Source organism: Bacillus horti (genome assembly GCF_030813115.1).
Taxonomy (GTDB): Bacteria; Bacillota; Bacilli; order Caldalkalibacillales; family JCM-10596; genus Bacillus_CH; species Bacillus_CH horti.
In genome coordinates, this window is sequence record NZ_JAUSTY010000010.1 from 141,817 (window position 1) to 156,914 (window position 15,098).

13 protein-coding genes and 1 other annotated feature are annotated in these 15,098 nt (G+C 39.3%); of the genes, 5 read left to right on the forward strand and 8 right to left on the reverse strand.

The genetic code is table 11. The annotated features are described in order from the left end of the window. The first annotated feature begins 19 nt into the window (after positions 1-19). Positions 20-724 carry a 5'-methylthioadenosine/adenosylhomocysteine nucleosidase gene (locus J2S11_RS13120; RefSeq protein ID WP_307395246.1) on the forward strand — a complete coding sequence of 235 codons (705 nt, stop codon included), beginning with the start codon at positions 20-22 and terminating at the stop codon, positions 722-724. Between the two features lie 141 nt (positions 725-865). Here the strand turns inward: J2S11_RS13120 and J2S11_RS13125 are convergent, their stop codons facing one another. After that, a complete protein-coding gene (locus J2S11_RS13125) occupies positions 866-3,988 on the reverse strand; it encodes a transglycosylase domain-containing protein (RefSeq protein ID WP_307395248.1) in 3,123 nt (1,040 codons plus the stop codon). A gap of 192 nt (positions 3,989-4,180) precedes the next feature. Then, positions 4,181-4,417: a binding site (T-box leader), on the forward strand. A gap of 123 nt (positions 4,418-4,540) precedes the next feature. Between J2S11_RS13125 and tyrS the strand changes: the two genes are divergently transcribed. Continuing rightward, positions 4,541-5,779 (forward strand): tyrosine--tRNA ligase, encoded by a 1,239-nt coding sequence (gene tyrS / locus J2S11_RS13130; protein WP_307395249.1) that lies wholly within the window; start codon positions 4,541-4,543, stop codon positions 5,777-5,779. A 146-nt stretch (positions 5,780-5,925) separates the two neighbouring features. Here tyrS and J2S11_RS13135 read toward each other — a convergent pair whose 3' ends face one another. Next, positions 5,926-6,894 carry a phosphotransferase enzyme family protein gene (locus J2S11_RS13135; RefSeq protein WP_307395251.1) on the reverse strand — a complete coding sequence of 323 codons (969 nt, stop codon included), beginning with the start codon at positions 6,892-6,894 and terminating at the stop codon, positions 5,926-5,928. A gap of 105 nt (positions 6,895-6,999) precedes the next feature. Then, on the reverse strand, positions 7,000-7,596 hold the full coding sequence (locus J2S11_RS13140) for a DUF2087 domain-containing protein (RefSeq protein WP_307395252.1): 597 nt from the start codon (positions 7,594-7,596) through the stop codon (positions 7,000-7,002). 254 nt (positions 7,597-7,850) lie between these two features. On the opposite strand from J2S11_RS13140, the gene J2S11_RS13145 reads away from it, so the two are divergent. After that, on the forward strand, positions 7,851-8,477 hold the full coding sequence (locus tag J2S11_RS13145; RefSeq protein ID WP_307395254.1) for a kinase: 627 nt from the start codon (positions 7,851-7,853) through the stop codon (positions 8,475-8,477). 16 nt (positions 8,478-8,493) lie between these two features. Further along, complete coding sequence (locus J2S11_RS13150; RefSeq protein WP_307395256.1) at positions 8,494-9,054, forward strand: GNAT family N-acetyltransferase; 561 nt, start codon at positions 8,494-8,496, stop codon at positions 9,052-9,054. A gap of 118 nt (positions 9,055-9,172) precedes the next feature. Here J2S11_RS13150 and J2S11_RS13155 read toward each other — a convergent pair whose 3' ends face one another. Further along, the gene (locus tag J2S11_RS13155) at positions 9,173-10,027 is read right to left on the reverse strand and encodes a manganese catalase family protein (protein ID WP_307395258.1); all 855 of its coding nucleotides are present in this window, start codon (positions 10,025-10,027) and stop codon (positions 9,173-9,175) included. A gap of 106 nt (positions 10,028-10,133) precedes the next feature. Between J2S11_RS13155 and J2S11_RS13160 the strand changes: the two genes are divergently transcribed. Beyond that, positions 10,134-10,472, forward strand: a complete 339-nt coding sequence (locus tag J2S11_RS13160; RefSeq protein WP_307395259.1) for a DUF2512 family protein — start codon at positions 10,134-10,136, stop codon at positions 10,470-10,472. A 39-nt stretch (positions 10,473-10,511) separates the two neighbouring features. Here J2S11_RS13160 and J2S11_RS13165 read toward each other — a convergent pair whose 3' ends face one another. The 4 genes from J2S11_RS13165 to rpsD all read right to left on the reverse strand — a co-directional run bounded on the left by J2S11_RS13165 (position 10,512) and on the right by rpsD (position 14,740). Next, positions 10,512-11,303 carry a cytochrome c oxidase assembly protein gene (locus tag J2S11_RS13165; protein ID WP_307395260.1) on the reverse strand — a complete coding sequence of 264 codons (792 nt, stop codon included), beginning with the start codon at positions 11,301-11,303 and terminating at the stop codon, positions 10,512-10,514. Between the two features lie 2 nt (positions 11,304-11,305). Then, positions 11,306-11,806 carry a DUF2243 domain-containing protein gene (locus J2S11_RS13170; RefSeq protein ID WP_307395261.1) on the reverse strand — a complete coding sequence of 167 codons (501 nt, stop codon included), beginning with the start codon at positions 11,804-11,806 and terminating at the stop codon, positions 11,306-11,308. Between the two features lie 163 nt (positions 11,807-11,969). After that, complete coding sequence (locus tag J2S11_RS13175; RefSeq protein WP_307395294.1) at positions 11,970-13,802, reverse strand: UbiD family decarboxylase; 1,833 nt, start codon at positions 13,800-13,802, stop codon at positions 11,970-11,972. A gap of 335 nt (positions 13,803-14,137) precedes the next feature. Further along, positions 14,138-14,740 carry a 30S ribosomal protein S4 gene (rpsD, locus tag J2S11_RS13180; protein WP_307395263.1) on the reverse strand — a complete coding sequence of 201 codons (603 nt, stop codon included), beginning with the start codon at positions 14,738-14,740 and terminating at the stop codon, positions 14,138-14,140. Positions 14,741-15,098: the final 358 nt, after the last annotated feature.

Genomic DNA, 15,098 nt, shown 5'->3' on the forward strand with positions numbered 1-15,098 from the left:
GGGGAGAGGGGAGTTAAGAGTGAGGAATAGAATTGGTCTTATAGGGGCTATGGAGGAAGAGATTGAGCTGTTTAGAGAACAGATGAACGACATAAAAGAAACATCTAGGGCAGGACTAACTTATTATGCTGGAGAGCTGTTTGGAGCACAGGTAGTATTATGCAAGTCTGGAGTAGGTAAAGTGAATGCTGCCATATGTACACAGATTTTAATTGATGATTTCGAGGTTCAATCTGTTATTTTTACCGGGGTAGCCGGAGGCGTTCATCCTGATTTAAACATTGGAGATATCGTTATTTCTTCGGATTGTCTTCAATACGATATTGATGCTTCTCCGCTTGGTTTTAAGCAAGGTGAGATTCCATATGCGTCAGCCTCTAGCTTTGATGCTGATGAGCATTTAGTTGAATTAGCTCAACGAGGGGCAGAAAGTTTACAGGATGTTCAGGTTGTTAATGGTAGGGTTGTATCGGGTGACCAGTTTATTGCCAATCCTGAGCGTGTGCAAGGTTTATACAAGCAGTTCAATGCTTTCTGTGTGGAGATGGAAGGCTCAGCCGTTGGTCAAACCTGCTTTTTGAACCAGGTTCCTTTTGTTATTATTCGTTCATTGTCCGACAAGGCTGATGGAACGGCCTCATCCAACTTCTTGGAATTTACTAAGCTTGCCTCTGAGCGTTCTTATCAAATGGTAAAAAATATGCTTCAAACCATAAGTGCATAAAGTCATATATATGTAAGCCCATCCCATAATTGTATAAATATAAAAATAAAGAGATAAGTGCCAAGAACCTAAGTAACATCTATAAAAAACCACAATGACCTTTTTTCTCTGGCCATTGTGGTTTTTTGTTGTTAAGAACTATTATTCGTCATCACTGTCATCCGAATCATCTGGATTATCCGGAGTATCTCCTACATCATCATTCTGAAAGCTCATTTTAACTACATTCGAAGGATTAGATTGCCCTTCATCGTTTGTGGCTGTGATGTAATAGTAATAAGCTTCAGGGACGTCTAGGAACGCATGTGAGTATTGAGTTGTTATTGTTTCTGTTAGAATTTGAAAGCCACTGTTAGGCTGTGTAGAATAGTAAATCGTATATAGCTTCACTCCGTCACTGTCAGTATTTGCACTCCAGCTAAGGTCTACACCAAACATACCATGACTTGCTGAAACTCCAGTAGGTGCTGAAGGTACTTTCTGATCAGGCTCGAAGAATGAATCCTGATCAATCTGATCGCTAAGGGCGACAGCAGAAGTCTCTGACGTGTTCCCAGCTATATCTACAGCGACAATTTGATACGCATAGACGGTTCCACTGTTAGCCGATTCATCACGGAATTGTTTAGGTAGATTATCAGTTACACTAGCAATATGTTCAAAATCCTTGTTAGCGTTTGTTCTGTAAATCCGATATCCAGCGATATCATCATCGGCAACAGGATTCCAGGTGACCTCTATCGCATTGTTTCTCCAGCTTGCTCGGACATTAACTGGTCGATCTGGGTCTTTTCCATTTTCTACACGTGGGTCAATCTCAGAAGGAGCAGAATTGTCCCAATCCAGTGGTAGGTAGCGATGTCGTTGACTCTCGAGCTGCTCAGGTATATTTAATGGATCTCGTCTAATGAAAAATCCAGTTGTGATAAAGTCATCTGGTGTGTTGTCATGGGCAATATAAGACTCTCCATTAACAGTTACCATCCTACCGTTCATGACTCTGTCGTCCACTTCTGTCGGAAGGTATTGTCGATTAAAGTAATCGGATACTAGATACCCTGACTGTCTACAAAGATCAGATGGAAGCATCCCTGATTTAGAACAAACCTCTCCTCTGACAATATCCTCTGGCATTTCAAACTTTTCTTCTTTATTCACATATTCCGGCCTTATTTCTTCAACCTTTTTCATTAATGTAGACCATAAGTTATGGTTTCTTTGAGAGAACTGACCCTGAAGTCTTTCTCGTTTCTCATACCCTGTCCATACTCCCATTGTAACCTGAGGAGTATAGCCTACAAACCAGTAGTCAAAGTCGTCATTTGTTGTTCCGGTTTTTCCAGCGATTTCAAGCTCTGAGCCCATGTATCCGCGAATTCTTGAGGCGGTACCATTGTTCACTACAGTTCGTAGCAAATCATTCATAAGAAAGGCTGTCTGTTCTGAAAACACTTGCTTTGGTATATATTCCTGCTCATATACAACGGTGCCATCCAATGTTTCAATACGTTCAATAAGATAAGATTTTTTATGAACTCCCTTATTGGCAAAGGTAGAAAAAGCACTTGTATTCTCCTCTACAGTAAGCCCATAAGTCATACCTCCAATAGCAGCAGGAGTTGCATGGATATCTGATTGCGTTATGGTTGTAATGCCCATATCCTTCAAGAAATCAAAAGGTACTTCCTCGCCAGCTTCCTCCTGTACCATCATCAATGCTTTAATTGCTGGTAGGTTATAGGACTGGTTCATGGCTTGCCTAACGGTTACAAGTCCCTGGAAGTTATTGTTCCAGTTTCTAGGAACCCAATAGTCACTAGTGGACACGTCCCATTTAAAAATGGGTGCATCATCGATAACAGATGCAGGCTGTAAAAGACCAAGCTCCATGGCAGGGCCAAAGTCTAGTAATGGCTTAATAGATGAGCCTGGTTGTCTCGGCTCTCTATTTAAGTTATATTGCAATTCATTAAAATCACGACCTTCAATCATTGCAATAATAGCACCAGTTTCATTATCAATTAAAGTAACCGCTGTTTGTTCTAAATAGCCTTGCTCAATATCTTGATTCGATTCTTCATCTGTTGTTACATACGTATTTTCTCTACTTCTTGGACCGAATAATTCAGGGTCCTGGGCGATCTCATGGAAGGCTTCATAAAGTTCCCGATCAATTGTCGTATACACTTTATAACCGCCAACCGAAAGCTGTCTTCTAGCATGTTCTCTGTATTGGTCACGTTGTTCGTCGGTTAAGTCCTCTCTTGCTATACCTTCTTTTTCTAACTCAAGATCAAAGAGAATATCTATAGCTCTACGTTCAATTTCAAAGGTAAGGAACGGATAACGCTCCACAATCCCTGGAGTTGGCTTGGCTAAGCTTGCTTTAATATCAAAGCTTTTCGCTTCATTATATTCACTTTGGTTAATCATCTCAGTTTCAAGCATACGATTTAATACGTGATTCATCCGGTTTAGACCGTTATCCAGACGCTCCTGTACAACTACACCACTTCGAGTAAAAGGGGTGTAACGCCCTGGACTTTGGATCATCCCTGCTAGGTAAGCGGATTGAGCAATGTTCAGATCCTTAACGTCGACTCCGAAAATTCCTTCTGATGCTGCTTTTACCCCTTCAATGTTAGAGCCGTTAGCATTGTAGCCCATATAGACCATGTTTAAGTACGTTTCTAGGATCTCATTTTTATTAAACATACGCTCTAGACGCATAGCCAAAAGCATTTCCTTAAATTTTCTTTCAAAGCTACGATCAGGTCCTAGAATTTGGTTCTTAACAACCTGCTGAGTAATTGTACTTCCCCCTGACCCATCTCCAGCCATTGTAAACTGCTCGATAACGGCACGAGATACAGCTCTAGGGTTAATACCATTGTGCTCGTAGAAAATATGATCCTCTGTAGCTAAGATGGCATCGACTAAATGTTGCGATACCTCTTCTAGTGTAACAGGCTGAGATACTTCAGCCGTACGTAAGTAGCCGATGAACTCATCATTCTTAAAGTATGCTTCACCTGTTTGGTTAAAGTTATTTAAGTAATTATAGATTTCATCATAATCACGCAATGGTTCGTCCTGAACATGTGAAGCTAAAAAGCCTGCGGCAACTCCGCCTGTAAACAGTACTCCCATGACCGCAAGAACGAGCAGGACCTGCATAACAATCCAAGTGGCTTTTAGTGGACGAACTCCTTTTTTCTTTTTCGGCTTCACCGATTTATTTGTTGTTGATTGATTTTTTACCATTTTTATCCCCCTTGTGGCTCCACACCATTATAGCATAATCCATGAGGTAGATCATATATCATTAAGACGAACAGAATGTGAAAAAGTTGTTGCGAAAAGCACTGTGAATGATTGACAATTTATTAGAATGATGATAATTTATATCAATACAGTGAGCCTATCCTTAGTATGGGCTTACGTGAAGAAAGTTAATATATAACGTTGAATGAAGCCAGTAGTGGGATCTTATAGCTTGCAGAGAGTCGATGGATGGTGCAAATCGATACTTGGGATTCATACGAATTACCTTCAGGAGTTATTGTGATGAACATGAACAAATCAGTAGTCACAATCGGTCATGGCCGTTATCCTATTTGAGTGAGAAGTAAGCTACGTATTGTAGCAAATCTTCTAACAAGGGTGGTACCGCGAGAACAGCTCGTCCCTTTTTGGGATGGGCTTTTTTTATTTCTTTTTTATTCTGGAGGATGGGGGAAGAAGCAAACTTTCAGCTTTCAGTATAATGCTTTAAGAATAGTAGGAACATAGAAAGTAAATAAGGAGATGAAGGGCATGAGTGAAAAGCAGGAGCTAACACTTGAACAGCAAAAGGAAGTAGATAGGCAGCTAGAGGTGCTTAAGCGTGGAGTGGTAGAAATTGTTCCTGAAGAGGATTTAAGAAAAAAAATAGAGAAATCTATTCTTACAGGAAAGCCGCTAAAAATCAAGCTTGGATTAGATCCAACAGCTCCAGATATCCACATTGGTCACACTGTGGTTATTAACAAGCTACGCCAGTTTCAAGACTTCGGTCATACGGTGCAGCTATTAATGGGAGATTTTACAGCAAGGGTTGGAGATCCAACAGGGAAATCGGAAACCAGAAAGCAGCTTACAGAGGAAAATGTTCTTGAAAATGCCAAGACATATGTTCAGCAATATGGGAAAATTTTGGATATGTCCAAAACAGAGCTTCATTATAATAGTAAGTGGTTAAGTAGCTTGAACTTCTCTGATGTTGTAAATTTAGCGGCAACGATGACCGTTGCTCGTATGCTTGAAAGAGATGATTTCTCTAAGCGTTATACTAACAATCAGCCAATCAGCATCCATGAATTTTTCTACCCTTTAATGCAAGGCTATGATTCAGTAGCGCTTGAATGTGATATTGAGCTTGGAGGAACTGACCAAAAGTTTAATCTATTGATGGGTCGACATCTGCAAAAGGAATACAATAAACCACAGCAGGTCGCAATCATGACACCGTTACTTGAGGGATTAGATGGTGTAAACAAGATGAGTAAAAGTCTTGGGAATTACATCGGAATTGATGAGGAACCTAACCAAATTTATGGAAAAGCAATGTCTATACCTGATGAGCTTATGTTAAAGTATTTTGAGCTGACTACTCCTATTTCTGTGGAGGAAATTAAGGAGCTTGAAGAAGGGATACAGAGTGGGGCTGTTCATCCAAGGGATGCAAAAATGAAGCTTGCTAGAACTCTTGTGGAGCTGTACCACGATGGGCAGGCAGCTGAGCAGGCCGAGGCGCACTTCAAAACAGTATTCCAGCAGCGTGCTCTTCCAACGGATATTCCGGAGGCTGATTGGACAGGTGAGGCTGAGGTGAAAATCGTTGATTTAATTGCTGAGCTTGGTCTTGTTCCATCTAAAGGTGAAGGTAGAAGGATGGTTCAGCAAGGGGCAGTCAAGATAGATGAGCAGAAGATTGAGGACTTGAATCAGGAGATTAGCGTAGCTTCGGGGATGATTATTCAGGTAGGAAAAAGGAAGTTTGCAAAGATTAAATAGCTGAATAAAAAACGTAGCAAAACTCTAGGATATCTGAGTGTAGCTACGTTTTATTTTTGCTCCTAATTACTATGTTAGTTCCGCCCATCGCTCCTTTGTATTGTATAATCCCTTCTGATTTCTATATAAGTCTCTAGCTAACAATCCTAAAAATAGGTTACACCATCTATTTCATCTTCTATATATTTAAAATATTTTTGGATTCTTTTTGCAGGATTTGTACGAAGGTGTTCAATATCTAATCGCTTCGGAATTTTACCCGCCATGTAAAGAATTCTTAAAGCAGTCCCCATCCTAATTTCTGCTTCTTCTAAGGGCATATTGTATCCAGCTATAAAGGAACGCCAACATTCCTGCAATTGATTCGAGGAGATCAAATGGAGCCTAGGAACACCAGTATCAAAGGAATAATGACTAAATCCACACTCATCAAAATCTAACAGGCACCATTCGGTGGTGATTGTCTGAAGAATATTACCAAAATGAACATCTCCATGTACAAAACTTTTCTCTTTTGTGGTGAATGGAGTAGGTAGGTTTGTAAGTCTATTAGCTAGGTCTTCCCATCTTGTTTTGTCCTCTATAGTCAGAAATGAAGCCTTTAATAAGCTCTCCGTAGCTTCTGTTATGATGGATGTTTTAGAGTATGTTGGTCTATTAAAGCCTAACCAATCTTTTGCTCTGTTTTCTGTAATTTGTAGGGATTTTTTGTGTAGGATAGACAGCTTGTTTCCTAGCTTATAATAATCCTCATCTGTGGGGTTTTCTATATGCTCACCTGTGATATATTCGAACAATACATAGTAATAGGTAGAGGAAGCATCAACGACCATTGAAACATACTCGTTATCCGCGGTTTTTAATGGAGTGGAGATAAATAGGTAAGGTTTTAAGGAAAGTAACCATTCTATTTCCGCTTTTATTTGAAGTAAATCAAACCTTTGTACTCTGTATTTCTTTAGGATGTACGTATTGGATTCGATTTGTCGGCCTGCTCTCTTTTTACCTTTTACAATCATGATTTGATTTTCACCTGTGTGAAGAAGAGAGAGCTTTGAGATTGGATGAATGTTGTATTTTTCTTTCAATAAGGATTCTTCTTTGTGAAAGGACACGCTTTGCTACACTCCTTAAAGAGGGTTAATGATAGACTATTGGGCTTTCCTAATGAGATTGTCAACCGAAGCTTTTACGTCAAACTTTTGTGTTGAATATAGTACTCAATCAATCTTTGCCCATAGCTCCTCAGGGTTTACTTCGTAAATACCATCTTCACGATACATGAAATGATTGATAATAAATTCACGCCGAATGGTAGCGCAATCCTCGTGAAATTGTTTGATGAATTCATTAATCTCTTTTTCTGTGTATTTTTGTCCTACTTTTAGTTTTTTTACTAGATATTCAAAAATAATGAGCTTCTTTTTACGCTGGGCTGGTATCGTTTTGAGCTTACCCTCGGGACTAATGAAGTTGGATAGAACGGTTATTTTTTCTTTCTCTAGATCAGTACGCATCTCTTTTTCATCCTCTCTGGTTGAATTTCTTTTTGTTACTGTGTTAAGAATGGCTTGTGCATTCTGCTCTAAGGTTTTGAGCTGTAGGTGATAATAGATGGTGTTTTTATCCCGTCTTTCTTTTACTAGCCCTACATCTCGTAATTTGTGCATATGGTGGGTGATGGTAGGGGGAGTGACCCCTAGCTTACTAGCTAATGCTTGGCCATGAAGGGGCGAGGCTGCTAATAGGCTTAAAATTTTGATCCTAATGGGATCTGCAAGAGCTTTGTGAAAGCTAACTAGTCGGTTTAACTGCACAGTTTGTCACCTCATAAAGAACATGATGAATGTTTATCTATTTTAATAATCATCTAATTAGATATATATCTAATTTATCACACAGAGATATCATGTCAAGGAAGTTTTGGATGAAATTCTCCAACATAAAGGATTTTTAAAACATTTGTAGAAATAAGTTCCTTAATGTAGAAAATTATTTCTTGAATGAATAGAAGACTTTTTTATATAGATGAGTTTTGCTTTTGACAATTTCTTTTTGGATGGGGAATTCTATGCTTGAAGAAGCTATGAGAGAAATAGTGGCGCTATATAGGATGAAGAATCAAGTGGAGCGTCCACTTATCGTTGGTGTTGATGGCTTTGGGGGATCCGGGAAAACCACTTTAGCTCTCCTTCTAAGTGATCAATTGAAAGAAGCAGGAATAGATGTTTTAAATGTGTTTCATATGGACGATTTTATTGTTGAAGCAAAGAAAAGATATGATACAGGATTTGATGAATGGTACGAATATTATTATTTACAATGGGATGTAGAGCTGATTAAAAACACATTATTTAAGCCGCTACATCAACAGACATCTTCAATCACGGTACCATTTTATGATAAGGTAAACGATGCAATCTATGAAATGAATCAAAATATACGAACACATAGTGTAATATTATGCGAGGGTATTTTTCTGCAAAGAGATGAGTGGAGGTATTACTTTGATTATGTAGTTTTTATAGACTGTCCCCAAAAAATAAGATATGAAAGAATAATAAATCGCGATGGAGAATCTCAAGAATTGCTAAATAAATATGAGAGAAGATATTGGAAAGCTGAAAAGTATTATTTAAGCAATAAATCCCCTATTGAGAGAGCTAATAAAGTACTAAGCTGTATAAAAAAGAGTTAAATGGAGGATTATCTAATTGATCAATTATTCAGGTACAGTAAAAATAGATACCGAAAGATTAGTTCTTAGACAGTTTACTATTGAAGATGTTGAAAGTGCTTATAAGCACTGGTTATCCGATGAAAGAGTATCTGACAATCGGGTAAGTCCTGCTCATATAAGGCTTGCAGAAACGAGTAAACGGATATCAGAAATTATAAATCAATATACAAGTCCTGAATATTGTTGGTGGGCACTGGAGCTTAAGGAAGACGGGAATTTAATTGGTGAGATTTATCTATATGAATTTGAAGCGCAAACAAGTAATTGTGAAGTTGGTTATTCATTGGGCTATGAGTGGTGGAATAAGGGCTATGGTACAGAGGCGCTTAAAGCTGTTATTGGTTTTGCTTTCAGACATATGAGGGTTCATAAAATATCTGCAGCCCATAACACTGATAATCCTGCATCTGGGAGGGTTATGATGAAAGCCGGAATGAAGCAGGAGGGGGTGATCAGACATATGATCCGGAACTCAAAGAATCAATATAAGGACTGTGCTGTTTATGGAATTCTTGATGAGGATTTTTATGAATAATAGAAGATATAAAGACGCACTCATGCCACATTATATGTAGGCTTAAAGGCGTCTATTTTGTTTGTTGCATATGTTGATTCCAGATCGTTTTTAAACGTTGAGTAAAAAAGTTCGCAGGTTAATGATTCATGTCACTTAAACCCGGACTGTGCTCATTCGGCATTTCACCAAGCTGTGGAACCGGGAACCCCTTAGGAGGTTCTGTGATAGACAGCTCTCCACCATTCCGACTCGGGCTTTTTCCCTGAAAAATTTCAGCAATACGTGTTTCATCTAATCTAAAATTAAATTGTACATTGTGATACCCCATATCAACATATTTCCTACATTCGGGGTATTTATTAATATCATAGTTAGGAACAGGGAATAGCTTTGCCCAATCTACACCTAATGTCTCCAATGCTTTAGCAAAAGCATTTTGATGAGCATTATCTCGAACAATTAGAAATCCAAGAGTTTCTCTCAATGTTTGATTAGAGCTCATTTCATAAATTCTTGTTTTTTGTAAGACACCTGTAGATTCAAGAATAACATTGTTGAGCATATCACTAATTAAGTTTCCATGATTATAAACCCAAGAGCCGTTCCATGGATTCCCTCCAGCATCAACAGGAAGAGAGCTTTGAGCCCCCATAATAAAATGATGAGGATTAGCATGCTTAATAGCTTCATCTAGAGGAGCATGGTCTACCCCCGCATTCCCAGGTAAAGACTCACCTGCCCCATCTAACAATTGATTGATGGTATTTTGAACTAACTCAACATGGGCAATCTCCTCCAAAAAAACACCACGAAGTAAATCTCTAAATTGCTTTTCTTTTCCTCTAAAGTTCGAACTTTGAAAAAAATACTGCATCATGGTTCTCATTTCACCAAACTGTCCACCAAGTGTTTCTTGAAGAACCTTAGCTGCTGCAGGATCAGGTCGATCAGGCTTAATAATGTTAATTAATTCCTCTTTGTAGTAATACATCAAGTTCACTCCTCTTGGGAAATATAATTCTAAATTATCTTCCCCAGACCCACCAAGATAATTCCTGCGCGATTCTTAAAATAAATTTCGAAAAAGGAGTTAGACGATGAAATTTTTGTACAAGCTTTTGTTAAATGGGATTGTGGTCGTTCTATTTACACAATGGTTTACAAACGCAACCTTCTGGCAATCCATTATCTCTGCGATTGTGTTTAGTGGCTTAGCGTATGTTGTTGGAGATCAGCTTATACTACGTAGAAGCAATAATACTGTAGCTACTATTGCCGATGCCGGATTAGCATTTGTTTTCTTTTGGGTCGTTTCCAATATGTTCGACTGGACAATGTCCTTCGGTGAATTGGTTATTCTTACCTTAGCGATTGGAATTGCAGAAATAGCTTATCATAGGTTTTTAGCAAGTGGAGCAGAGAGAGCCACTGAATAGTTTTCGAGCCCCGTCCGTAGATGGGGCTCTTTTCTTAGCTTAATTTGTTACCAAAGACACGGATACCCTTGGTCTAGTAGACTTATACCATTGGAAACAAAGAATGAATATAAGAACGACGTCAATTGCGTCACCACCATAGTACATCAGCATTCCTCCTATTTCCGCTTGTCCTGCAGATACGCCAGAGGGAGGGTTCGCATAGATGTATTTCGATAAGATGCCATGACCAGCTAGCGCTAAGACTAAGACAACTGAACGATAAATAAAGCTAAAACGATGTGGAGATTGGTCAATATAAATCATTGATACAGTAAAAAAGTACCCTGCTAAGAAAACATGCAAGTGAATGAGAAAATGTAAAAGCAGATTTTGCTGCATCGCCATATACAACTCGGTTGTATATAGAACCCATAGACCTCCAATATTAAAAATAGTAGCGACAACGGGATGAGTAGGAACACGCATTGGCCAGCTTTTTAAAATTCGTGCAAGTCGGCGTGCTGTAGGTATATTTACTGTTCTTAAGAGAAGTGTTAAAGGAGCAGACAAAGCAATTAAAAGAGGAGCCAGCATTCCCAAAAACAAATGACCTATCATATGGGCTGTAAAATTTATATGAGCTAACTCTGCTAGAGGGCCCACAACGGATATGGCAGCACAAAGAACTCCTAAGAACCAACAAATATAACGGTGTATGGGCCATTTTCGGAGATGCTTATACTGGTTAGATTTCATGGTTGCTACTGTATACATAATCAGTGCAAAGATAAACAATAATACTATAGTTTCAAACGAGACGATAGTATGCCCATGAGAAAGGTGACTCATTTTTATGCTTTCCTTTCAACTTGTTGTGATTTCCGCCTAGCACGAGTAATAAAGAAAATACCTACAACGATCATTAAAGCAGCTATGATATTCCAGACCATATCATAGACAAACACATTTTCTACATAGCGGATTTGATGAAGCCTCATAAGCTTATGCTGTATGGTCCCATCGTATAACTGGAATGCTCCAGCCCCAGCCAATACACTTCCCCACCACCTCATAGGCAACCATGCTTGTTGCCGGCGAAGGTCGGCAAACATAAATAATCCCCCGATAGTAGCAAACCAACTAAGTGCGTGAAATAACCCATCGGATATGAGGCCAATGGCAGTGGTGGAACGGTCATAAAAATGATGCCAGCGTAATAATTGATGAAATACAGTCTCATCTATAAAAGCAACTATCCCAATACCAAATAGAAGGCCAGACCAAAGGTTTTGACGTGAATAATTGTGATGGGCATCGTTAGAAGGTGTTGTATTTTTAGTTACATCAGTCATAAAATCCTCCTTGAAATAAATGGAATGAATTTTTTGTTACGTTGCATATGTTCAGTTTATCCATAATTGAAAGGTTACACACAATACAAAAAACCCTAGAAGCCTTGTTATAAGGAATTTCTAGGGTTTGAAATGTTGTTATCTAGCTTTCTATTAAAAAATACTATTTCAGCACGCCACTTAAACTTCCGCTTTTAGTAAATAACTGATCAATTCGTTTTTCAACAGCTTGGTCTAAAATAAGAGGTGGGGCATGGTGTGGCTTTGTTCTAGCATCTATAATAACATTGTCACAACCCCAATGTTTAAATGTAATGTCCTCGTTCACCCCATAAATATCATGTGAAGGATTACTCCGGGTGAAGGTTGTCCATAGAAAATTATCTAACGTTTCACTGACAAAGGAGCTGTTGTCACATAGAACAATTAGCGGACAGCTAGACATCTCTTCACGCATACTAATGGCATTTGTCAGCTCATGCATCTGCTTTTTTGCATCCGCATAGGTATTGAAAGCTGGACCTTCGACAGCAACAATACCTGGGAGAACAAGCCGAGGATTGGTGTAATTCCGTAGCTCTTTAAGCTGTCCCGGAACCTCGGTACAGAGGTCACGCTTCTTGTCACCACAAGCAGCAAATATGACTTTACTTCCCTGGTTCAGTCCCTGACCAGAATAATCTAATGTATCGATGGTCGTGTTCGTCTGAAAATGAATATCTCGCTTCAAATCGATACGCTCCAGTATGTATGAAAAGAGCTCAGATACTCTATGGGTGCTAAGGGGCTGCCCTTCTTCGGCGGCAATAAATAAATATTTGGCAAGGCTAAGTTGATTTGTACCAAGAATCCGGTTAGCAATCGTGAGCAACTCAGCTGGTTGTTTTACCTTAGTATATGGAGTATAGCGTTCGTAACCAATAGCAAGTAGCAAAGGATGTACCCCGGCAGCGTCAACGGCATGTACCTCTTTTACCCCTGGAATCTCCTGCTTTATAGCCGCACCTGTGAGCTCATGAATAAGTGCTCCAAACGTCGTATCTTCCTGCGGCGGTCGTCCAACGACTGTAAAGGGCCAGATTGCATTTTGTTTAGCATAGACTTTTCGGACTCGCATCATAGGAAATGGATGGGTTAAGCTATAGTATCCAAGATGATCACCAAACGGTCCCTCAGGCTTCGTTTCGGAGGGGTGAATTTCTCCGGTAATGACAAAGTCGGCGTCTTGGCTTATGCAATATCCATCTGCATCATAGCCATACCTAAACCTTCTGCCCGCTAATAATCCAGCAAACAACATTTCACTCAATCCTTCGGGTAACGGCATAACTGCTGATACGGTATGTGCAGGAGGTCCTCCAATAAAGATACTTACTTTAAGTGGTTCCCCATTACGATTGGCCTTATGCTGATGAATTCCGATACCCCGATGGATTTGATAATGCAAGCCGATTTCCTTGTTGGTTTCAAAATCATTACCTGTAAGTTGTACTCGGTACATCCCGAGGTTTGCTTTCATAATGCCTTTCTTATCAGGATCCTCACTATATACCTGTGGCAACGTAACGAAAGCCCCTCCGTCCATGGGCCAATGTTTAATTAATGGAAGATCAGTTATCTTGATTTCGTTGAAGCCTGATAAACCGTTCCCTCGTTTAAGCGGTAGAGCTTTTATTGCCGATGTAGCTTGGTGAATATGCCGAAAAGGATTCTTTAAAGCCTGCATTGGGTCATTACGTAAAGCGATGACATTCTGTGTTGAATCCCATGTCTTTCTAAAAATAAATTTGCCTCTCTCAAGTGTCCCGAACAAGTTTGAAACTGCCTGATAACGTGATCCTTTAACATTTTCGAATAAAAGAGCTGGACCCCCTGCCTCATAAACTCTCAGGTGAATGGCGGACATTTCAAGCAGAGGATCTACTTCTTCGCGTATTCGGACGAGCTGCCCATTCTGTTCTAAATCTTTTATGCAAGCTTCTAATGTTGTATAAATCTTAAAACACTCCCTTCATCAGCTATCTCTATATATTCAGTAGTGGTTTTAGTGAATAAATAAAATTCTATATTATCCCTTCCTCTATAGTACTGATATTTGAATAATATCTCAACTTAGTAATTACTTACGTAGACCTTTGGTTATTACTTACGTAGACCTTTGGTTATTACTTACATTATAACCTATAGTTGTTCCCAATAGGGAGGTTCTAATCGACCAAGTCAGGCGGAACAAGTGGATTCAACAAAGCAGAAAAAATATAAAAACCCTAGAAGCCTTGTCATAAAGGCGTTTCTAGGGTTTGAAATGTTGTTATCTACTAAGCACAGGGCTTAACGAGAGTAAAACTCAACGATAAGAGACTCAGTGATTTCAGCAGGTAGCTCACTGCGCTCAGGTGTGCGTGTAAATTTACCTTCTAAAGCATTATCGTCAAAAGTTAGGTAATCTGGTAGGTAGTTGCGAGCTTCTAAGGCATCTTTAACTACGTCAAGATTTCTGCTCTTTTCACGAATTCCGATTACGTCACCAAGCTTAACGCGGTATGAAGGAATGTCTACCTTTTTACCATTAACAGTAACGTGACCATGGTTAACTAATTGACGAGCCGCACGACGAGTACGACCTAAACCTAAACGATAAACTAAGTTATCTAAACGAGACTCTAAAAGGATTAGGAAGTTTTCACCGACGATCCCGCTCATTTTACCAGCATCATCAAAGATGCGACGGAATTGACGCTCGTTAACTCCATACATATGACGAAGCTTTTGCTTCTCTTGAAGCTGAACACCATATTCGCTTAATTTTTTACGCTGAGTTGGGCCGTGTTGACCAGGAGCGTAAGGGCGTTTTGCTAATTCTTTACCAGTACCGCTTAGGGAGATACCTAAACGACGGCTTAATTTCCAAGTTGGTCCTGTATAACGTGACATAGTACCATTTCTCCTTCCATTTTTAGAAAAATAAATGGAAAAATAACAGTGGTAATCTCCTGCATATGTCTATTTTGTTTTCACACATCCTCGCCCTGATAGCAGAGGGTTACGCGATGCACCTTTTTCTAAGATCAGCCGCGATCAAAAGGAACAAAATAGTGAGGGTCATATGAGTGTTCACCCTAGCTATCTTCCGCATTATTCACAAATGATATTTTATCTCTTTTTTATAGTGAAAGTCAAGTTTATTTGTAATAAAAGCTGTTTGAAGGTCGTGATTTTCTCTTAGCATGATAAAAGGGCGAGATAAAGCTGAAAGGAAAGCTTTAACCACCTCTAAATGTATTAAATCTAT